The sequence below is a fragment of the Mycobacterium sp. genome, from assembly GCF_040509115.1.
Classification (GTDB): domain Bacteria; phylum Actinomycetota; class Actinomycetes; order Mycobacteriales; family Mycobacteriaceae; genus Mycobacterium.
Map to the genome: position 1 here is coordinate 1 of NZ_JBEVLO010000403.1, position 21,344 is coordinate 21,344.

A 21,344-nucleotide genomic window follows, 5' to 3' on the forward strand; every position below is an offset into this window, starting at 1 on the left:
TCCGTTGGGACCGACGACGCCGATCTTGGCTCCGGGGAGGAAGTTCAGCGTGACGTCGTCCAGGATGACCTTGTCACCGTGCGCCTTGCGGACCTTCTTCATCGTGTAGATGAACTCAGCCATGCTTTGGGTATTGCCTTTCCGGTCTGCGGGTATTGCTCGCACACCATCCTAGGCGCGGCCCCCTGCGGTCATGCCGTCAGAGGCAGCCCCCGCCCACTGGCCTCGTCGTCGGCGTCGGACTCCTCGCCGAAACCGTCGTCGGCGAGGCCGTCCTCGGTGAGGTTCTCGTCGGTGAGGTTCCCGTCGGTGAGGTTCCCGTCGGGCTTGCGCTCGGCGACTGCGGGCTCGGTCCGCTTGGGCAGCTCGACGCGGACGGTACTGCGCGCCAGGTCGGGCCCGATGGCGTGAGCTCGAAGTTCGATCGACGACCGCCTGTTGCCCTCGCGGTCGTCGTACTCGCTGGTGTAGAGGTGGCCCACCACGACGACGGGATCACCCTTGACGAGTGCGCTGGCGCCGGTGACCAGACGACCCCAGCAGTTCACGTTGACGAACAGCGAGTTGCCTGCCTCCCAGCTGCCGTCCGGCATGCGCCTGCGCGAATTGCTCGCGACGCGGAACTTGGTGACCTGCTGATCGCCCACCCGACGGTGGACGGGGTCGGTGACGATGTTGCCGACGATCGCAAACGGTGTCTCGAACATTCTTCATTCCCTTCATCTGTTCTCTCGGAGTCGACGGAGCCTCGGCCCGCCGTGCGCCCATTCACCGTCGCGCCACCGACGTCCGGGGCCGATGCACGACCGGAGGCACGCCACCTGTGGATGAATCACGGGCTGTGGATGAATCGCGCGGCGGCTAGTTTGGTCGCCATGACGGGCGAGCATGCGTTGACGAGCTCGACCTTCGTGGTTGCCGACGACGTCGACCCCGTCGCGGTGGCGGCGCTGCGCGCGGCGGGTGCACTCGACGCCCGCGGCGCGGATCCCGACATCTCCGTCGGGGGTCGCTCGATCCCGGTGGCACCCATGGGTGCCGTCACCATCCGCCCCACCGGGCCAAGCGGTCCAACGGTTTCCGCAGGGAGCATCCAGCTGGCGAACGCGGCGATGGCCGTCCTGGCGCCTGCGGCCATACCGTCGTGGCCCAGCGACACACGGCTCGCGGCGCCGCCGCGGCCCGTCATCGCGGTTCGGCAAGGCCTCGACGATCACCTTGGCGCGCAACGAGATTCACTGACCGTGGCGGTCGAGGTGCTGCGCAGCGCGGGGGCGCAGATCGTCGAGATCGGTGCCGCCGACGCCGTGCCCGACGACGCGGACGTCGCACTCGCCCACCCATCACACGACGTCGATCCGTGCTCGGTCACCGTCCCGGTCGGCGCGGCCTCGGTCACCGTGCAAGCGCGAGCCTTCGACGACGCCGTCGCCCTCGACGTCGCCACCCTCCTGGTGGAAGTTGGCGCCCCGCAGTGCGCGTGGCCGCTGGCCGTCGCCGAGCACGCCGAGTTGGTGGTGTTCGGCGCACACCTGCGTGGCGGTGCGCTGGCACACGAACTCACCGACCTCGGGGCGCGCTGGGCCGGTGAGATCGCGACGTCGGGCCGCTACCGGATGATGCGGCTGCCGACCACCCCGCCGAAGCCTGCCGTCACCCGCGTGCCCGACGGCGCCGAAGGGACCGCGATGAAGGCGCACCGCTGGCTGCTCTCCCCCGCTGCGCTCGGCCGGTTCCTGGTCGCGTTGCCCGCGCCGATGCAGCTCGGCAAGGTCGAGTTCGACGACGGCTCTTGGCGGACGTCGTTCGGGTGCGACGGCGCCGCCGCCGATGCGGGTGTCGACATCAGCCGGTACGGCGGCTGGGCGGCGGCCATCGCGGCGGGCGCCGTCACCTAGAGCGTTCGTCGAGGTCGGCGAGCTTGGCCAGCATCGCGTTGTAGGCCGCGAGGTCGGCATCCTCGTCCCGGTCGGCCGCACGGTCGAGGCGCGTCGCGGTGCGCTGATCGCTGCGACGCCACTGGATGAGCAGCGCAAGCAACACCAGTACGAGCGGCACTTCGCCTGCCGACCAGGCGATTCCACCACCGAGTTTCTGATCACCCAAGAGGTCGGTATGCCACGGCAGTTGCAGTGACCGGTAGAACTTCTCCGCCAGGGGCGTGTTCGTGCCCATCAACACCACCCCGAAGAACGCGTGCAGCGGCAATGACGCGAACACCACGGCGAGCTTGGCGATGGGAGGAATCGGCCTCGGCGTCGGGTCCACGCCGATCACGACCCAATAGAACAGGTAGCCGGTCAGCAGGAAGTGCAGGTTCATCGCGACGTGGGCGGCGTGACTGTCGACCGCGACGTCGAAGATCCCACCGAAGTACAGGCCGTAGAAACCCGCGACGAAGATCACGGTCGCCACGATCGGGTTGGTCAGCAATCGCGACACCCGGCTGTGCAGGGCCGCCAACAGCCACTCGCGGGCGCCCGGCGGATCGGCCCGCCCGGCGGCGGGCAGCGCGCGCAGCGCCAACGTGACGGGCGCTCCGAGCACCAGCAGCACCGGCACCAACATCGACAGCAGCATGTGCGCTGCCATGTGCATGCTGAACATGGCAGGCATGTAGCGGCCGATCCCGGATGAGCTGGCGAACAGCAGCACAGCGCACCCGCAGAGCCATGCGACGGTCCGCCCGACGGGCCACGCGTCGCCCCGCTTGCGCAGCCGCAGCACGCCCGCCAGGTAGACCCCGGCGAAGACGAGCGCCGCGGTGCCGAGAATGAGGTCGAAGCGCCACTCGAACAGCACGCGAGCCACCGTCGGTGGACCGGCCAGGTCGTAGCCGATCTCGACGGCGGTGACCGACGGATTGACGGTCGGCGGAGGCGGTGGCGGCGTCCTGCCCAGTGCGACGGCGATGCCGAAGGTCAACCCGAAGACGGCGGCTTCGCCGAGCGCCAGCCGGATCAGCTGGCCACGCGCAGCGGGGTCGGCCTTGAGCGCAGCCACTCCTCGGCGGCGTTGCAACCAGCCCAGCCCGCCAAGCACGCACAGCGCGACCATCTTGCCGACCACCAACCAGCCGTAGCTGCTGTGGACGAGGTCCTCAGGGCGGATGCGCACCAACGCGTTGATGACGCCGGACAACCCCATCGCGATGAAGCAGCACAGCGCAAGGAGGGAGAACCTGCGCGCGGCGAGGTCGGCATGCTCGCCGCCCCGGAGAGCATGGACGAGGAGGGCGAGCAGCCCGCCCGCCCACAGCGCGCCCGCGACGAGGTGGATGACCAGGCTGTTGGTGCCCACGTCATGGGAACCGCCCGCCGACGAGTGTCCCGTCAGCGCCAGCGGCATCAGCGTCGCGAGGGCGCCCACGAGCAGCAGCGGTGTCCACGACCAGCGCAGCACCGGGATGCTGACGACGGTGACGACGGCCGCGAACAACGCCGTCCAGCGCCAAGAGCCTGCGACGTCGATCAAACTCGCCACCGACCAGATCGCCGTCGGGTCGAGCCTGCTCGTCAACGGCTGCCCGGTGATGTCGGAGACCGTCAAGGGAACCAGCAGCGTTGCGCACACCGTCCAGACGCCGGAGGCGACGGTGCCCAACCGCATCGCCCGGTAGCCCGCCACGTCGAGGACACCGTTGCGCTGAGGCGGGACCAGGAACGCGGCGAACATGAACGAGCCGACGGCGACGACGGCGGCGATCTCGCCTGCGGCCCGCACGAACGGCAAGCCGTAGTTGGTGACCGGCCCGGGGTTGGGCAGACCGGTGGCCGTCAACGCATCGACCAACGACAGCGCGGCGAGGCCGGCGGCGGTCGCGCCGGCCAGGATGCCGACTCCGTACAGGATCGGCCACACCGCAGTGTTGCGGCTCTTGCGCTCCGCGGGCGCGACCGTCGTCATGAGACGAGGGTATTGGACTCGGGCGTGGGGCCGATCCTGGGCGGGCGCGCGGGTCAGGCGGTGCTTCGCTGGCGCTTGACCAGTTCGCGCACGAAGAACTGCTCACGGGAGAACAGCTCGACCTTGTCCATGTCGCCGAGGATGCCGCGGAGTTCGGCGAGGAACGCGGTCCGGCGCTGCTCGAGGTCGGCGGCGGGCGCGAGCAGGTTCTGGTCGGCGACCACCTGCCTGGCCGTCGCGAACAGTAGGGCCGATACCGACTCGTTGCTGCGCACCCTGTCCTGGGCAACGTACTGACGGCCGACCCCGAGGGCCAGGCTCGTGAGGTCCTTCTCGCTGATGTCGGGTGGGGCACCCCTGAGTACGTCGGCCACGATCTCGTAGGCCTCGATGAAGGGCCGCAGCATGGCTCCGGCGATGAGCGGCCGTTTGGCCCGCAGCATCGCGTCGGTTTCGTCGCCGCCCGCTGCGACGTGCTGTTCCCACTCTTCGTGCCAGGACATCTCCTCGGCGATGTGACCGCGGAACGCCGCGGAGTCGGCGAAGTAGAAGTCGAACTTCAGCAGATCGCGCAGTCGCATCGCCTGTGCCCAGAAGGCCTCCAGTCGGTCACCCTCGGAGCGGCCCGCACACGCCAACGACAGTTCCACGATCGAAGTCTCGAGAAAGGCGTGAATCAAGGTGTTGCGGTAGAACGCCGCCTCGTGTTCGTCTCCCGACGCGATGCGCCACACCGGTTCCCGCCCCCCGTCGATCCGGGTGACGGGATGACCATTCGACAACGCGTCCACGGCGGCGCGGACCCCGTCGGTGGTCCGAAGTCGCAACGCGCTGTTGGTCATCGGAGTATTGGTGCGATCCAGGTAGTCCAACGAGTCCTGCAGGGTGTGATGCAGTTGACCGAGCGTCAGCGCCACCCCGTTGGTGGTGAGCAGCAGCGCCGACACCAGTCCAGTCGCGTTGACGGGTGTGACGCGCAGGATGCGCCACGCCACCTCGAAGGCCATCTTCTGCATCGCCAGCCGTTTGGCGGCCTCGTCGGTGGTCATCGAACCGTGGGGTTCGCCAAGGTACTTGGCCATCGAGACTGCCTCGGGGAACCGGACGTAGATCTTGCCGTAGTTGCGCTCGCCCTGGGCCTTGATGAAGTTGTAGAGCCAGGACACGCCTTCGGGCGTCTTCTCGCCGCCCCGGGCGTACGCCGCGTACTCGGCGGTTTCGTGGAGCTGATCGAAGCTGATGGACACCGGCTGGAGCAGGATGTCGTCACTGCGGCCTGCGAGGTAGGCGTCGGCGACGTAGGCGAGCAGTCCAAGCTTGGGCGGCAACATCTTTCCGGTCCGGGACCGGGTGCCCTCGATGGCCCAGCTCAGGTTGAAGCGCTTCTCGACGATGTAGCCGACGAACTCCCTGAGAACGTACTTGTAGAGCGGATCGTCGAGCTTGCGGCGGATGAAGATCGCACCGGAGCGCCGCATCAGCGGCCCCATCAGCCCGAAGGACAGGTTGATGCCGGCGAAGGTGTGCACGGGTGGCAGCCGGTTCTCCTGCATCGCGACGGGCACGATCGCGCCGTCCAGGTAGGAGCGGTGCGAGAACAGCAGCACCGCAGGGTGATTCTCCAGCGCCACCCGCATCGCCTCGATTTCGGCGCGGTCGTAGTCGATGTTGGGGTCGAATCCCCTGCTGAAGATCGCGCGCCCCAACGTTGGGATCAGATCGACGGAGAACCGGCTCCAGCCCGTCGCCAGTTCGTCGAGCATCTCACCCGCCGACTCCAGCGTGGCACCGGGGATTTCCTCGAGCCCCTCGCGAAACTTGCTTGAGGCCAACATCTCCGGCTTGACCAGCCGCGGCGACTTATACTCCGGACCGAGGAGCCGTAGCTCGACACGTTCGATCGCCAACTCTGCGCGCCGCATCACGAAGCGAGCGAAGTCGCGAGGGTTCTCGGCGACGGTGGTGTCGCTCCAGTTCTTCCGCAGCTCGGATACCGTCGCGGGTTCACCCGCGACGACCCGCGCGCGCGAGGAATCCTTGCGAAGGATGCCGCGTTGCAGCAACTTCGGCGGCCGGTAGGTGTCCCGCCCGCTGAGGAAGGCGACCACCTTGGAGCGAGTGGGCAGTCCACCCGGAATCCAGAACACGCGCACCGGCACGACGGAGCGGCTCTCGTCGTCCTCGAGGAGTGCGACGAGGCGGGCCAGCGTGGCGGGCGGCGGATCATCGTCGCCCGGCAGTTGCAGCACCTCGATGCGGGCGTCGGGGTGTGCGTGTCGCTGGGCCGCCAGCCAGTCGTCGAGCATCTTGACCTCGGCGGGCGAATCCACCGACGCGAGCACCAACGCGTCGTCGGTGGGGGTGAAGCTGTGCAGCGCGTCGGCATTGACCTTCACGGCCGGCCCTTCGCGCCGCCGCGCGGCGTCTTGGCTGGGGTGGCCGCCTTCTCGGCTGGCGCCTTGGCCACGGCCTTCTTCAGCGCGGCGTTCTTGGCCGGAGCCTTCTTGGCCGCAGCGTTCTTGGCTGGAGCGTTCTTGGCCGGAGCGGCCTTCTTCACCGGCGCCTTCCTGGCAAGGGTCCTCTTGGCGGGCTGAGCGTTTCGGGCGTACATCGGCGCGTCGGGGAGGCCTCCCTGCGGCCAGTTCTTCAGCGTGTCCAGGTAGAGCTGGCGCACTTCGGCAATGCGGTCGTTGAGGTTCTCGGTGGTCCAGTCGTCGACGGGAATCGGGGGGAAGACCGCGACGTCGACGCTGCCAGGGTTGAACGTGCTCGAGTTGCGCTCGGCGATGACCTCCGCGTTGCGGATGACGATCGGCACGATGGGAATTCCGGCCGCCATGGCGATGCGGAACGGACCCTTCTTGAACGGCCCCACCTCGACGGTGTCCAGGCGGGTGCCTTCGGGAGCGATCAGGACCGAAAGGCCCTTGCGGGCAAGCTCTTCGATCTTGTGCAGGCTCTCGACGGCGGCCTTCGGATCGTCGCGGTCGATGAAGGCGGCGTCCATCATCCTGCCGATGGTGCCCATCAGCGGGTCCTTCTCCAGTTCCTTCTTGCCGACGGAGGTGAAGTTGTCGCTGATCAGTCTGCCCGCGATGAACGGGTCGGCCTGGTTGCGGTGGTTGAACAGGAAGACGGCGGGCCGTTGGGCCTTGAGATTCTCCTCGCCGGTGACGTTGAGGTCGATGCCGATGGACGTCATCAGGAGCCTGCTCCACGTCGAGGTGAAGAAGTTGACGCCCGTGCGGCGGTTGCGGGTCAGCAACCCGAGCCCGATCGCTCCCGCGGCGGCGGGCACCAGCGAGGCGATGCCCGCGGCCGTGCGGATCTGCGCCACCGGGCTGCTGCCGCTGCGGCTGGAGAACCTCAGCACCGGCCAACCTCGTTTGACCGCAACGGCTTCCATCTTGCCGCCGGGGTTGGTGGGTCGGGGATTGCCGACGAGGTACATCAGGGCGACGTCCTCGTCACCGTCGGCGTAGAAGTAGCTCTTGCCCAGGTCGACACCGTTGTCCGCCGAGAATGCCTGGACGGCGCGTGCCTTGCCGGGACCCCAGATGATGGGGGTCTTCACCTCGCCCGTGATCAGGCCGTCGTCGTCGGTCTCGAACTTGTTGCTCAGCACGTTCTGGATGCCGAGGAACTTGGCGACGGGCTCGACCTGCACGGTGAGCGCGGAGGAACTCAGGACGACGGTGTGCCCACGGGCCATGTGGGCGCGCACCAGAGCGCGCATCTCGGGGTAGATGCGCTTCTGCACGTGCTGCACGAACAGCCGCTCCCCCAGCTCGTCGAGGTCGCTCATCGAGTTGCCGTGAAGCATCCGGGCGCCCTTGCCGATGAGATCCTCGAACTCCGAACGTCCGAGCTGGTGGTTGAGGCCGGCCTGCACCATGCCGATGAACTCGCCGACGCTCATCTGGCCGCGGCGCAGCCGATCCTGAGTCATGAGGACGCCGGTGAACCCAGCCACCAGGGTGCCGTCGAGATCGAAGAAGGCTCCGACGTCGGGACCCTCCGGACTCGCGTTTATCTCCGCGACCGACCCGGGTAGGCGCAGGGTGCGCGAGGACTGTCCGTTCTGCGAGCTCATTGCGCGGCACTCCCATTGGCCGAGTTGGTCACCGTGTGGGGTATCGACGTGGACGGCGGGGCAACGTCGTCGGGCGTGAACGACGCAGGCGTGCAGCGTCCGTCGCCGCCGAGTGCGAGCACCTCGTCGAAGCCAGCCCTCAGGCATCTCGCCCACAGCGATTCATCGGCGATCGCCGCGCGGTCGTAGCGCGTGGTGATGGTGCAGTAGCCGGCCCGCGAGACCAGCACGACCATCATGGCGACACCGGGCAAAGGCCCAATCCCATAGTGCCGCAGGATCTTCGCACCGGCGATGAACGTGTCGCCCGGGTAGATCGGTACGTTGCTTGCCTGGACGTCGGAGTTGACGACGGAACCGGCGACGGATTCGAGAATCGAGTCCGGCAGCAGACTGATCAGCGGAGCCATGGCGCCGACCATGTCGATGGCGCGCTCTTCGCGCTTGGTCATCATCTGCTTGCGCACCTTCAGGATCCGCTTCGTCGGATCGACGACGCCGACGGGCGCTGCGAGGTTGATGCCCGCAAATCGGTTGCCACCCGCGGGATCGTCGTCCGAACGGAGGTTGACGGGGACCGCCATCGGCAGCGTGGCGATCGGGATGCCCTTGGATTCGTGATAGAGCCGGAGTGCGCCGCAAAGGCCTGCGAGGTACGCGTCGTTGATCGACCCGCCCGCCGCCTTGGATGCCTTGTGAAGATCACTGAACTTGATGTCGATGGCCTCGGAGCGCGACGACAGGCTCCGCCTGCGCAGCAGCGGTGACGGGTCGGCAACGGCGCCCATCACCCGAGCACTGGACCTGGCGTAGGTCACCACCCCGCCGACGGTGGACACCGGATCACGCACGGCCTTGCTCAGCGCGGACGCCGCTCCCCCGATGGCACCGACGATGCCGCTTGCGATGGAGCCGGGCAGTTTGTTGAAGCCCTGGCGCATCAGGTCGTTCGGCGAGAGATCCTCGGGGATGGGTAGCGGAGCGACCTTCACTGGCGGCGGATCGCGTTCCACGTCGTAGATGTTGGCGAACATCTCGATGGCGCCGACGCCGTCGGTGACCGCGTGGCTCAGATGCAGCATCGTCGCAGCCGTGCCGTCGGCCAGACCCTCGACGAGGGTGGCCGTCCACAGCGGCCGGGAGATGTCCATCGGCGATTGCAGCGCGACCTCCGCGAGGTCCATCACCTCGCGCAGTGTGCCGGGTGCGGGCACGCGTACCCGACGCACGTGGAAGTCGAGGTTGAAGTCGGGGTCGATGACCCAGCGGGGCGCCGCCGTCGGAAGGGTCGGCATGACCACCTTCTGCCGAAGCCGCAACACCTTGCGGGAGGCGTTCTCGAAGCGCGTGCGGAACCGCTCCCAGTCCGGCGTCGCGTCGAGCAGCTCCACCCCCATGATCCCGGAGCGGGTGCGCGGATTGGCCTCGCCACGGTGCAGAAGCTGGTCAACCGCACTCAGTTCCTCGGGTAGTCCGGCCGCGTAGCTCTCCGGCACGTCGCTCATCGTGTGTCGATCCCCTCCCGTGGCCGCCGAGTGCGAAGTCCACGCTAGTCGGCCGCTCGGTACCGCGGGTCGCATTACCGGTGTTGTGCTGCGGTAGCCAGATCCGGCGGGAGATACACTCTTCGGGCACTGCCTCCGTAGCTCAGTGGATAGAGCAACCGCCTTCTAAGCGGTTGGTCGCAGGTTCGATCCCTGCCGGGGGCGCTGGCCATCTCTCGTGTGCGGCGGGCGCCGCCCGCCCTTGCGCAGGCAGGCCCACCCGAGGGCGAGATCTGACGGTGACCCGCCATCCAGCCCGGGACCCTGGGCCCAGGCGTGGAGCCGGCCGACAGGAAACTCTCCGGCGAATGGCCACCTCCGCTGGGCACTGGTCGCGGACGCTCAGCTAACACCTGCTCCATGGTCGCACGCTAGCCCTTGCCGGTCGGGAGATCGTTGGGTGCGGCGCCGGGGCGCTGGCTCGCTCGATTGACGCCGAGGCCACCGCCACCGCATTGCGGATCGCCCAAACACAGCGGCACCCACCCATGCTCCGGTCGACTGAGCGAAACGTCGGCCGAGGCATCGGTCCCCCCGGCACGCCGACGAGCCCCGAGGCACGTCAATTGGCCCGCCAGGCAGCAGAATTCACCCTGCAACACGACCAGCTCGCCCACGCGGTGCCGGGTCTGCAGACGCTGGTCCAGTCGGCTTATGCGTGGGTCGCCGAATGGCTCACCGAACTGACGTCCGTCGTCGGGGCCCGCCCCGATCAGACATGGCGTCGGGACCGAGCTGAATGCGTTGCCGCTCAGGGCACCTCACGTCTGCGGATGGTGATCGAGGGTAGCTGCGCCAAGCTCTGGCCGACGACGCAATAGCGCTCCGTCAGCTCCGCCAGCTTGGCCAACGTCGCATCGTCGGCATCGGTCTGCAGCTCCGCGACGATGCCGATCTCCTGCACGCCGATCGGTACGTCGCGGGAGATGCCCAGGGTTCCCCTGGCGTCGAACGATCCCGTCGCACGCAGCTCGGCGGAGGTGACGTCGATGCCCATCGCGGTCGCCACGCTGCGCATCGTCACTCCAGCGCAGGCCAGCAGGGCCTGGAGCAACATGTCGCCGGAGCAAGCATCGTTTCCGTCCCCACCGGTGGCCGGATGGAGACCGGCTCTGGTCGGACCCGACCACGTCTGCACCAATGCCGTAATCCCGTCGGTGTCGAACGAGGCTTCGGCCCCGACCGGGGTGCGTGAGCTGGCCGGATCTTCGCGATAGCGCTCCTTGAGCGGCGCCTGCAGTGCCCTGAGCGTGGTTGCATCCATCCGGCCATGATTGCACCGCGGGTGCGGGCGGCGCGAAGAACACCCCGCCGAGCCCTGACCACGAACGTCCCCCGGCACTCAGTTGTCATCGAGGAGACCGCCGCCCTGGCGGATGACTCGCCAGGTGCGCGACGGGTGGCCGTCGCAGCTGAATTGCACGGCATGGACGTTGTTGTCGGTGCTGGTCCCTCCGGCAATCGTCAAACACTTGCCGGTCTGGACGTTGCGGATCTTGAACGTGCCATCGGGCAACGACGTCATCGCCCATCTGCGGGACGCGTCGCCGTCGCAGGTGAATTGCAACGCTTCGACGTTGTTTTCCGTGCTCCGGCCACCGGCGATCGTCAAGCACTTGCCCGTTTGCAGGTTTCGGATCATGAAGTTGCCGTTCGACGCGGGTTCGAGCGTCCAACGGCGGGACGGATGACGGTCGCAGGAGAACTGCAGGGCCACGACGTTGTTGGCGGTGCTCACACCGCCCGCAATGGTCAGGCACTTGCCCGTTTGGGTGTTGGCGAGCATCACCTCATTGCCGGGTGCATCGTCGGCGTTGGCGGGTGCCACGGCCAGCTGGGTCCCAAAAGTCAACGCGCTCAACACAACCAAGCTCGCTGTCGAGTGACGGAAGGTCATCATGATGATCGTCTACTTCCTGGTGTCGCACGGAGCGCCGTACACCGGTTTGGCGACGCGATGTCCGCTTGTCGACAGCATCCGCGGCAACGCCACCCCGGCGCGCGAGTAGCCGACTACCTGGATTGCCCGCGGAAGCAGAAACCGCAGGCCGCAGCGCCAACGACCCGAGCCGCGCCGAGAGTTCTCGATGGCCCCAGCGCCGTCACGCAGCGCAGTAAACTCCCAAGCGTGCGCGCGCTGAGCATGGCCGATCCCGAGCTGGAGGTTCGTCCCGACCTCACCGGTTCTGGCGACCTGCCCGCTCACATGAGGATTGGCTACTGGCTGGAACGGCTGATCGTGTCTCGGCGGCTGCAGCCCGGCGACAAGCTCCCCTCCGAAGTCGACATCGCCGCCGCGCTCGGGGTCAGCCGAATGACGCTGCGCCAAGCGCTCGGCTCCATCGAGGCCAAGGGGCTCATCGATCGCCGCCGGGGTCGATTCGGCGGCAACTTCGTCGCGACGCCTCGCTTCGAGTTCGACCACGAGACCCTGCCGGGGTTCACCGAGCAGATGCGCCGCATCCACGTCGAGGCGGGCGCGCACGTACTCAAGGCCTCGACTCGGCGTCCGACGGCGGAGGTCCGCCAGGCCCTTGGCCTCAAGCGCGGCGATCAGGTCCACGAAATCCTGCGTGCGCGATCCGCCAACGGTGAACCGATCGTGTTGGAGGAGGCGTACTTTCCCGCCCACGTCTTTCCGGCGATGCTGTCGGCGAACCTGACCGGGTCGCTGTACTCGGTGATGCGGGAGCAGGATTCCGCGCCCTACTCCGCCGAGGAGCAGATCGAGGCAACGCAGGCCAGCGAGCATCAGGCTGAGATCCTCGACGTCAAGGCAGGTGCACCGTTGCTGCTCATCACGCGGACCTCCCTCACCAAGGACGGCGTCGCCGTGGAGTTCACCCGCGACTACCACCGCTCGGACCGAACTCGCATCCGCATCAAGTCACGCGTCGACAGCGGCGCCCAAACTGCCGTCGAGCCCCTCCCCGCGACGTCGTGAACCTGGTCCGGCCTGCCGACGCCTGCTGGCATACAGTGAACCGGACCCGACCGGAAGGCACGTCATGACGGCGGACTCAACGCAACTCGGGGTCGCACCGCTGGCGCCGCAGACGCCAAGCCAAGGACCCCCACCGACACGCGCCGACGTCGGCCGCCTTCTGCTGCGCTGCCCGGATCGCCTCGGCGTGGTGTCGGCGGTGAGCACCTTCCTGACCAAGGCCGGTGCCAACATCGAATCGCTCGATCAGCACACCACCAATCCCGATGGCGGTACCCTGTTGCAGCGCACCATCTTTCGCAAGCCTGGCCTCGCCGCAGCGATCCACGACATGGACCAGGCCTTCGCGGACACGGTGGCGAAGGACTTCGGCATCGACTACCGCTTCAGCGAGGCCGTCAAGCCCAAGCGCGTCGCGATCATGGTGTCGAAGACCGACCACTGCCTACTGGACCTGCTGTGGCGCAACCGCCGTGGAGACCTCGCGATGTCGGTGGTGATGGTCATCTCCAACCACCCGGAACTCGCCGACCAGGTGCGCCCGTTCGGTGTGCCGTTCATCCACATCCCCGCCTCGCGTGACACCCGATCCCAGGCCGAGGAACGGCAGTTGGACTTGCTACGCGGCAACGTGGATCTCGTCGTGCTGGCGCGTTACATGCAGATCATCAGCCCCGAGTTCCTGCGCGCGGTCGGCTGCCCGATGATCAACATCCACCATTCGTTCCTTCCCGCGTTCATTGGCGCCGCGCCGTACAAACGAGCGAGGGAGCGCGGGGTCAAGCTCGTCGGGGCCACGGCGCACTACGTCACCGAGGAGCTCGACGAGGGGCCGATCATCGAGCAGGACGTCGTCCGCGTCGATCACCGGCAAACCACCGAGGATCTCGTCAGGTTGGGTGCCGACGTCGAACGCGCGGTGCTGTCTCGGGCCGTGCTGTGGCACTGCCAGGACCGCATTCTGCGGCACGGCAACGAAACCATCGTCTTCTGAGCGGTGAGCCGTGGTCGCGACGCCATCGAGTCAGCGCACCATCAGCACGGCTGACGGCGATGCGGCGTCAGCACGGCTGACGGCGATGCGGCGTCGAGTCGATCATCGACCCAGCTTGCCGTCAATCGTCTAGTCTTTTACCAAAGCGCCCGCGGTGGTCGCCTTCCCTGAACTCCCGTCGGAAAGTTGCGTCGGCATGACCCTTCCCACGCGCAGCGAGATCGTGATCATCGGTGGCGGCGTCGTCGGCATCAGCATCGCCTACCACCTGGCTCGCCGGGGCAGGACCGACGTCACGCTGATCGAGCGCAAGGCGCTCACCGAGGGCAGCACGTGGCACGCGGCAGGTCTGGTGGGCCAGCTCCGCAGCAGCGCCAACCTCACTCAGCTCATGCGCAAGAGCGTGCAAACGTACGAAAGCCTCGAGGACGTCACCGGATACGCCACCGGCTGGCACGGCGTCGGCGGGTTGCGCGTGGCCTCCAGTCCGCAACGGTGGGAGGAGCTTCAGCGCGTCTACACCCAGGGCAAGAGCTTCGGCTTCGACCTTCATTTGGTCACGCCACGCGAAGCAAGGGACCTGTTCCCCCTTCTGAACGTCGACGGGGTACACGGCGCCACCTGGACCCCATCGGACGGCTACGTCGACCCCAATCAGTTGACCCACTCGTTCGCCTCGGGCGCACGGGCTCTCGGTGTGCGCATCGTGCAGCAGTGCCGGGTCGAGTCGATCGAACGCCGAGGCAGGCGGGTCGCCGCCCTGCTCACCGAGCAGGGCCGGATCGAGTGCGACGTCGCGGTCAATGCGACGGGCATGTGGGGCGCCGAGACGGCGCGTCTGGCCGGAGTCCACGTCGCAGTCAACGCGGTGGAGCATCAGTACGTCGTCACCGAGAAGCGCGATGACCTGCCCGCCGATCTACCCACCTTTCGCGACCCCGACGCCCGGTTCTACCTCAAGCCCGAGGCCGGAGCCCTGGTGGTGGGCGGCTGGGAGGAGGGCACCCGGGCGTGCTGGCGCGACATCCCACGAGACCTGGGCCCGGAGTTGTTCCCCGCCAACCATGATCGATTCGAGACCATTGCCGCAGGCGCCGCCAACCGGCTGCCTACGTTCGGCGAGATGGGCATCCACACCTGGGTCAACGGCCCCATCCCCTTCTCCCCCGACGCCGAGCCGATGATGGGACTCACCGAGGACATCGACAACCTCTTTCACTGCTGCGGGTTCTCGGCAGGCATCGCCGCGGCGGGAGGGGCCGGTGATGCGATGGCCAACTGGATCATCGACGGCGACCCTGGAATGGATTTGTGGCACTTCGACGTTCGCCGGTTCGGTACCCCGCACAACGTGCCGACCGTACTGGACATGGAGTCGGTGCACGCCTACGGCCACTACTACGAGATCGCGTTCCCCAACCGGGCGAGCCCTCCCCCGCGCGGTCAGCGGCGCAGCGCCGTCTACGACCGGTTGCGCGAACGGGGCGCGGTGTTCGGCAGCAAGTTCGGCTACGAGCGGGCCAACTGGTTCGACCCCGCCACGGTCGGGACCGAGGAACTGCCGACGTTCGGCCGCAGCAACGCCTGGAACTTCGTCGCCGCCGAACACCGGGCCGTGCGCACGGGCGTCGGCGTCATCGACCAGAGCTCGTTCAACAAATTCGAGATCAGCGGCGGCAACGCGCTCGGGCTGCTCCAGCGCGTCGCCGGAGCGAACATGGACACCGCCGTCGGCAAGGTGACCTACACCCAGCTACTCAACGAACGGGGCGGAATCGAAGCCGACGTCACCGTCACCCGCCTGGCGCCGGACCGCTTCTACCTCGTCACCGGCGCTGGCTTCGGCCGTCACGACGTCACGTTCCTGCTACAGCAAGCCCCCACGGACGGGTCCGTCGTGATCACCGAGGTGAGCTCGGGGTACGGCGTCCTCAACGTCTGCGGGCCCAGGTCGCGCGACGTCATCACGGCGCTGAGCTCCGCCGACTTCTCCACCGAGGCATTTCCCTACATGACCGCCCAGCGGATTCACGTCGGCTGGGCTCCCGTGCTGGCGTTGCGCACCACCTACGTGGGCGAGCTGGGTTGGGAACTGCACGTACCGACGGAGTACGTCCGCGACCTCTACGACAAGATACTGGAAGCCGGTGATTCCCAAGGCATCCGGGACGTTGGCTACCGAGCCGTTGAGACCCTGCGACTGGAGAAGCAATATCTGGCCTGGGCCACCGACACGAGCTCGGACACCAATCCCTACGAGGCGGGGTTGGGGTTCTGCGTCAGCGCGTCCAAGCCCGACCTGCTGGCCGGTCCCGCGCTGCTGGCCATCAAGGCCACCGGTCCCGCACGGCTGCTGCGGTGGTTCACCACCGACGCCGACGTCGTGATGCACGGCGGCGAGATGGTGGTCCACGGCGCCACCCGCGCCAGCGTCCGCAGCGCGGGTTACGGCCACACCGTCGGGACCACCACGTTCTCGGCCTATCTCCCGGCCCGCCTCACCGAGACGGAGGGATTCGAAGTGGAGGTGATGAACCAGCGCCATCCGGCGACGCTGCTCACCGAACCGCTCTACGATCCGCGTGGTGAGAGGCCGCGCTCTTGACCGGATAACGGCTGATGAGCGGACCGCTGCGTCAAGTCTAGACGTTTAGCACCACTCGGCTTACAGTGAACCTGACCGCACCAAACTCGCCTCCCGGCACGCCAGGAAGTTGCGTCAATGTCGTTCTCCCTCAACGATGCTCAGCTCGACGACCGATTCGAGCAGATTCCCGTGCTCGCGGGCCTGCCGCGCCAGTTGGAGGAACTGTCCGGAGGGCTGACCAACCGCAACGTCAAGGTGACCACCCCCGACGGCGTCTACGTCGCGCGGTGCTGCGACACCACGTCGAACCTGTTGGGCATCGATCGGGAACAGGAACACTTCAACACCAGGGCCGCCGAACAAGCTGGCGTGGGAGCGCCCGTCATCGACTTTCGACCCGACATGGGCATCCTGCTGCTCGGCTACCTCGAAGGGAAGACTCTGGCCAACGCCGACTTTCAACGCCCCGGCGTCGTCGCCAAGGCGGCCAGGAGCATCCGCACCCTGCACCAGGGTCCGCGCTTCCAGGGCGACTTCAACATGTTCGAGCGTCAACCCAGTTATTTGAACACCGTGCAGCACAACGGTTTCAAGATTCCCAGCGACTACCTGACCTATGCCGACAGGTTCGCTCGGATCGCCGCCGTGCTGAGCACCTGCGACCAGACGACGGTGCCGTGCAACAACGACCTGCTGGCGGGCAACTTCATCGAGGACGGTGACAAGATCTGGCTCATCGACTACGAGTACTCCGGCAACAACGACCCGTGCTTCGAGCTCGGCAACGTGTGGAGCGAGTGCGGACTTTCCCTCGACCAGCTCGAGGAACTCGTCACCGCCTACTACGGTCGCGCGCTGCGACACAAGATCGCCCGCGCCAGACTGCAGGGCATCGTCTCCAAGTACGGCTGGACATTGTGGGGCTGCATCCAAAGCGCGTCGTGTGCCCTGGACTTCGACTTTTGGGGCTGGGCGATGGAGCGCTACGACAGTGCCGTCGCCGAGTTCAACGACCCCGACTTCGACCGCCTCCTCACCGACGCCACCGCCACCGACTGACTCATCCACACCACGATTCATCCCACACCACGAGGATCCGCTGAACCCATGGCCACCAAGCCCCTTCCCGACCGCGCCCGTGTCGTCATCGTCGGCGGAGGCGTCATCGGCACCAGCGTCGCCTACCACCTCACCAAGCTCGGCATCACCGACGTCGTACTGCTCGAACAGGGTCAGCTCTCCTCGGGAACGACGTGGCATGCAGCGGGGTTGGTCGGTCAGCTGAGGGCGTCCGAGAGCCTCACCCGGCTGGTGCAGTACTCCACCCAGCTCTACGCCGAACTCGAAGACGAGACCGGCCTCTCGGCCGGCTACAAGCGTTGCGGCGGAGTGACCGTGGCTCGCACCGAGGACCGGATGGTCCAACTGCGCCGCACGGCGGTCAGCGCCGCCGCATTCGACATGGAATGCGAACTGCTCACCCCCGAACAGGCACTGGAGCACTACCCCGTGATGAGGGTCGATGACCTCGTCGGAGCGATTTGGCTGCCCGCCGATGGCAAGGCCAACCCAACCGACCTCACCTTCGCCCTCGCCAAGGGTGCGCGCCTGCGCGGCTGCGTCGTGATCGAGAAGGTCAGGGTGCTCGACGTTCTCACCGACGGCGGACGCGTCACCGGCGTGCGGACCGATGCCGGCGACGTCGAGGCCGAGATCGTCGTCAACTGTGCGGGCCAGTGGGCCAAGCACATCGGCGCCATGGCGGGCGTCAACGTCCCGCTGCACTCCGCCGAGCACTTCTACGTCGTGAGTGAGCAGATCGCGGGCGTTCATCCCGATCTGCCGATCCTCCGCGATCCCGACGGATACACCTACTTCAAGGAGGAGGTCGGTGGCCTGGTGATCGGCGGCTTCGAGCCTGAGGCGAAGCCGTGGGTGTCACCGGACCAGATCCCCTACCCGTTCGAGTTCCAACTGCTCGAAGAGGATTGGGAGCACTTCGAGATCCTGATGGACAACGCGTTGCTGCGCATCCCAACCCTTGAACACACCGGGATCAAGAAGTTCTACAACGGCCCCGAGAGCTTCACCCCCGACAACCAATTCATTCTCGGCGAGGCACCGGAGGTCGCCAACTTCTTCGTCGGGGCCGGGTTCAATTCGGTCGGCATCGCAACTGCGGGTGGCGCCGGGCGGGCGCTGGCCGAGTGGATCGTCGACGGCGCACCGACTGGCGATCTCACCGGTGTGGACATCCGTCGCTTCGCCCCCTTCAACGGCAACAACCGCTGGCTGCACGACCGGGTCGCCGAGGTTCTCGGTGTGCACTACGAGATTCCTTGGCCCAACCGGGAACTGACGACGGCGCGCCCGTTCCGTCGCTCCCCCGTTCATCATCTCCTCGACGCGGCGGGCGCGAACTTCGGAAGCAAGATGGGGTGGGAACGGGCCAACTTCTTCGCCCCCAGCGGCACCGAGCCCACCATCGAATACACCTGGGGCAAGCCGAACTGGCTGCCATGGTCGGCCGCGGAGCAGGCCAACACCCGCACGGGAGTCACCGTGTTCGACCAGACGTCGTTCTCCAAGTACCTCGTCGTGGGTCCCGACGCCGACACCGCATTGCAGTGGCTGTGCGCCGGTGACGTCGGCGTGGAGGTGGGCCGATCGGTATACACCCCCATGCTCAACGAGCGGGGCGGGTACGAGTCCGACGTGACCGTGACCCGCACCGGCGCAGAGGAATTCCTCATCGTCAGCAGCGCCGCCACCACCGAACGCGACAAGGACCACATCCGCAGGAACCTTCCCGCGGACGCGCGCGCCACGCTGGTGGACGTCACCTCCGCCTACGCCGTCTTCGGGGTGATGGGGCCACGCTCGCGCGACCTCCTGAGTGCGCTCAGCGACGCCGATCTGTCCAACGAGGCGTTTCCGTTCGGCACTAGCCAGGTGATCTCGCTGGGTTACGCCACGGTGCGCGCCACCCGCATCACCTACGTCGGCGAACTGGGCTGGGAGCTGTACGTGCCCAGCGAGTTCGCGGTCGGGGTGTACGACCAGTTGATGGCCGTCGGAGCCGATTTCGGCGTCGGCCGGGGTGGCTACTACGCCATCGACTCCCTGCGGCTGGAGAAGGGCTACCGGGCGTTCGGACGTGAGCTGACACCGAGCGAGAACCCGGTCGAGGCAGGGTTGCTCTTTGCCTGCAAGCTCAAGACCGACATCGCCTTCCTGGGTCGGGAAGCGGTGGAAAAGGCCAAGTCGGAGGGGACGCGCAAGAAGCTGGTGAGCCTTCGCGTCGAGTCCGCCGACGCGATGCTGTGGGGCGGGGAACTGATTCTGCGCGACGGGTTGGTCGCAGGCCAGGTCACCTCCGCGGCGTGGGGTGAGACCGCCGGGTCCTGCGTCGGCCTGGCGTACGTGCGTGATCCGGCCAGGGCGGCGATCGACGCCGACTGGGTCAAGTCGGGTCGCTACGAAGTCGACGTCGCAGGCGAGCGGTACCCGATCTCGGTGTCGCTGCGGCCGCCCTACGATCCCACCAACGAGCGGATCCGCGGCTGACGCCGTCGGTCAACTGCCGATGCCGCGCGGCCGCGAGCTCAGCGAATCCCCGACGTGCGGCATGGATTCATGCAGAAGGGTCGATCACGCACGGTCTGCACACCGACGAAGCGTCGGCGTCCGCCATGCTGGTGAGCTGTTCGAGGATGGGTAACGCAACGTCGGTGGCCAGCTTCAACGCCCGCGCCTGTTCATCGGTTAGCGTCGACAGCAGTGCTGACAGGCGTTTGCGCCGAATGTCCTTCTGGGCGTTCAAGTAGTCGACCCCGGTCTCCGTGATCGCTACCAGCGCGACTCGTCCATCCCCCGGGTCAGCGAGCCGGGTCACCAACTGCTGGCGTTCCATTCGCTGGACTTGCTGAGTCATGGTCGGCTGGGTCACGCCTTCCTTGGCCGCCAGCACGGTTATCCGGGACGGGCCTTCCCGGTGCAGTCGGTTGAGGACGTGGCCCGCGGTCACACTGAGGCTCGAGCGGTCGATCAGATAGCGCGCAGTGAGATCGCTGGCCTGATCAATGGCCTTGCCAATGCCCTCGAAGTCGTCGATCTCGTTCAGCTCGGCCATGAGAGGTGCCACACCGGCAATCAATATCATCGGATCTAGGTAAATTCAACACCTTCCGAATGCCGACGCACCTTGAGCGCTCCACGCCGTGCCCTTGCCGTTCGCCGGAGGCGAGCGGTTCCTCTCCCAGATCCAGGCGCACCCGAAGATTGCCTGGATGTCGCGTGGGATCATGTCGAAGCTGATCTCGTCAATGGCCTTGGGGTGGGACGCAATTCGCTGCGTGAGGCATTCCCCAGGTTTGGCCAGCAAGGGCTTGCTGGTGATGGAGCCCCATCGCGGGGGCACCGATTGATCCAAATCGGCCCTGGCCGCCACCGGAAACCCCTACGCTGCGAAGGATGTCGATCGACCGTGCGGCCCTCGCCGTCGGAGGGCTCCGTCTCATCTCCGGCATCTCCTTCCTGGTCGACCCCATCAAGGCCGACAGGCTCTGGGGTTCAGCCGAGGAGGCCACCGGCACGCACCGGCTGCTGCTGTACTCGATGGGCTACCGAGACGCCCTCGTCGGCGGACTGCTCGCCGCTGCGGCGTTGCGTGGCCGCGACACCCGAGGCTGGTTCCTTGCCTCCGGCGGTGCCGACGCCGCCGATCTCCTCGGCGGGCTCAGCGTGCACCACGACCTCAGGCCGTCACAGCGCCTGATCGGCCTCGGCGGGGCAGCCGTCGGCATCGGCGTCGGACTTTGGGGCGCCACCCGCCGTCGGCCTACGCAGGGCGATGCTGTCAGCTGACGGCGAACAGCGCCGCGTCCCGCTGACACCGGGCGCCGTCGGTCCTAGCGTAAGGACATGAGCGCAGATCCCGATCCAAGGCACACGGCCGACGAACCGCTGTGGCGGGAGCTGGTGGGCTCGCTGATCCGGACCGAGCGCACCGCGCAGGAGCGGACGCTCGGGCAGGTGGCCGAGCGGGCGGGCATCTCGCCGCAGTACCTGTCCGAAGTCGAACGGGGGTTGAAGGAACCCTCGTCGGAGATGCTCGCGTCGATGTGCGGCGCCCTTGGGCTGCGACTCGTCGACCTGCTGCGGGCTGCGGATCGCCGACTGACGCTGCCGCGGATCCGCCTGGCGGCCCTTGCCGAGCGACCCGCCCCGCAGGCCCCGTCGGGACCCGTGCTTCTGGCGGCGTGACGGGCGGTGCG

16 protein-coding genes, 1 tRNA gene and 1 pseudogene are annotated in these 21,344 nt (G+C 67.3%); 9 read left to right on the plus strand and 9 right to left on the minus strand.

Going from position 1 to position 21,344, the window contains the following annotated elements; genetic code table 11:
* Both ABW137_RS27735 and ABW137_RS27740 read right to left on the minus strand, forming a co-directional pair.
* Positions 1-123, minus strand: a 123-nt coding sequence (locus ABW137_RS27735) for a hypothetical protein (protein WP_526404819.1), incomplete at its 3' end; no start/stop codon positions are given.
* 68 nt (positions 124-191) lie between these two features.
* Positions 192-707: a single-stranded DNA-binding protein gene (locus ABW137_RS27740; protein ID WP_526404757.1), complete on the minus strand. Its 516-nt coding sequence runs from the start codon at positions 705-707 to the stop codon at positions 192-194.
* A 648-nt stretch (positions 708-1,355) separates the two neighbouring features.
* On the opposite strand from ABW137_RS27740, the pseudogene ABW137_RS27745 reads away from it, so the two are divergent.
* Positions 1,356-1,898, plus strand: a pseudogene (locus tag ABW137_RS27745) (allophanate hydrolase-related protein); the annotation flags it as partial.
* Here ABW137_RS27745 and ABW137_RS27750 read toward each other — a convergent pair.
* The 4 genes from ABW137_RS27750 to ABW137_RS27765 are packed head-to-tail and all read right to left on the minus strand — an operon-like array spanning position 1,891 to position 9,504.
* Positions 1,891-3,906, minus strand: coding sequence for a bifunctional copper resistance protein CopD/cytochrome c oxidase assembly protein (locus tag ABW137_RS27750; protein ID WP_526404759.1), 2,016 nt, complete (start codon positions 3,904-3,906; stop codon positions 1,891-1,893). The pseudogene ABW137_RS27745 and the gene ABW137_RS27750 overlap by 8 nt on opposite strands.
* Before the next feature lie 53 nt (positions 3,907-3,959).
* On the minus strand, positions 3,960-6,302 hold the full coding sequence (locus ABW137_RS27755) for a glycerol-3-phosphate 1-O-acyltransferase (RefSeq protein ID WP_526404760.1): 2,343 nt from the start codon (positions 6,300-6,302) through the stop codon (positions 3,960-3,962).
* Positions 6,299-7,999 (minus strand): HAD-IB family hydrolase, encoded by a 1,701-nt coding sequence (locus ABW137_RS27760; RefSeq protein ID WP_526404762.1) that lies wholly within the window; start codon positions 7,997-7,999, stop codon positions 6,299-6,301. The genes ABW137_RS27755 and ABW137_RS27760 overlap by 4 nt, the downstream gene beginning before the upstream one ends.
* Positions 7,996-9,504 carry a wax ester/triacylglycerol synthase family O-acyltransferase gene (locus ABW137_RS27765; RefSeq protein ID WP_526404764.1) on the minus strand — a complete coding sequence of 503 codons (1,509 nt, stop codon included), beginning with the start codon at positions 9,502-9,504 and terminating at the stop codon, positions 7,996-7,998. Before ABW137_RS27765 ends, ABW137_RS27760 begins: the two co-directional genes overlap by 4 nt.
* A 131-nt stretch (positions 9,505-9,635) precedes the next feature.
* On the opposite strand from ABW137_RS27765, the gene ABW137_RS27770 reads away from it, so the two are divergent.
* Positions 9,636-9,708, plus strand: a tRNA-Arg gene (locus ABW137_RS27770).
* Between the two features lie 586 nt (positions 9,709-10,294).
* Here ABW137_RS27770 and ABW137_RS27775 read toward each other — a convergent pair.
* Both ABW137_RS27775 and ABW137_RS27780 read right to left on the minus strand, forming a co-directional pair.
* Complete coding sequence (locus ABW137_RS27775; RefSeq protein WP_526404766.1) at positions 10,295-10,807, minus strand: OsmC family protein; 513 nt, start codon at positions 10,805-10,807, stop codon at positions 10,295-10,297.
* A gap of 78 nt (positions 10,808-10,885) precedes the next feature.
* Positions 10,886-11,404, minus strand: coding sequence for an RICIN domain-containing protein (locus ABW137_RS27780; protein WP_526404768.1), 519 nt, complete (start codon positions 11,402-11,404; stop codon positions 10,886-10,888).
* Between the two features lie 267 nt (positions 11,405-11,671).
* Here ABW137_RS27780 and ABW137_RS27785 point away from each other — a divergent pair, with 267 nt between their 5' ends.
* The 5 genes from ABW137_RS27785 (at position 11,672) to ABW137_RS27805 (ending at position 19,635) form a co-directional block, all read left to right on the plus strand.
* Positions 11,672-12,487: a GntR family transcriptional regulator gene (locus ABW137_RS27785; protein WP_526404770.1), complete on the plus strand. Its 816-nt coding sequence runs from the start codon at positions 11,672-11,674 to the stop codon at positions 12,485-12,487.
* A gap of 64 nt (positions 12,488-12,551) precedes the next feature.
* Entirely contained in the window at positions 12,552-13,481 is a 930-nt protein-coding gene (gene purU, locus ABW137_RS27790) for a formyltetrahydrofolate deformylase (RefSeq protein ID WP_526404772.1), read from the plus strand.
* A 196-nt stretch (positions 13,482-13,677) separates the two neighbouring features.
* Positions 13,678-16,086: an FAD-dependent oxidoreductase gene (locus tag ABW137_RS27795; RefSeq protein WP_526404774.1), complete on the plus strand. Its 2,409-nt coding sequence runs from the start codon at positions 13,678-13,680 to the stop codon at positions 16,084-16,086.
* A 117-nt stretch (positions 16,087-16,203) separates the two neighbouring features.
* Entirely contained in the window at positions 16,204-17,127 is a 924-nt protein-coding gene (locus tag ABW137_RS27800) for a phosphotransferase (protein ID WP_526404776.1), read from the plus strand.
* Positions 17,128-17,175: 48 nt separating this feature from the next.
* On the plus strand, positions 17,176-19,635 hold the full coding sequence (locus tag ABW137_RS27805; RefSeq protein WP_526404778.1) for an FAD-dependent oxidoreductase: 2,460 nt from the start codon (positions 17,176-17,178) through the stop codon (positions 19,633-19,635).
* Between the two features lie 67 nt (positions 19,636-19,702).
* Here the strand turns inward: ABW137_RS27805 and ABW137_RS27810 are convergent, their stop codons facing one another.
* Positions 19,703-20,212: a MarR family winged helix-turn-helix transcriptional regulator gene (locus ABW137_RS27810; protein ID WP_526404780.1), complete on the minus strand. Its 510-nt coding sequence runs from the start codon at positions 20,210-20,212 to the stop codon at positions 19,703-19,705.
* Between the two features lie 329 nt (positions 20,213-20,541).
* Between ABW137_RS27810 and ABW137_RS27815 the strand changes: the two genes are divergently transcribed.
* Together ABW137_RS27815 and ABW137_RS27820 are read left to right on the plus strand one after the other, a co-directional pair.
* Complete coding sequence (locus ABW137_RS27815) at positions 20,542-20,934, plus strand: DUF4267 domain-containing protein (protein ID WP_526404782.1); 393 nt, start codon at positions 20,542-20,544, stop codon at positions 20,932-20,934.
* A gap of 57 nt (positions 20,935-20,991) precedes the next feature.
* Positions 20,992-21,333 carry a helix-turn-helix domain-containing protein gene (locus ABW137_RS27820; protein ID WP_526404783.1) on the plus strand — a complete coding sequence of 114 codons (342 nt, stop codon included), beginning with the start codon at positions 20,992-20,994 and terminating at the stop codon, positions 21,331-21,333.
* Positions 21,334-21,344: the final 11 nt, after the last annotated feature.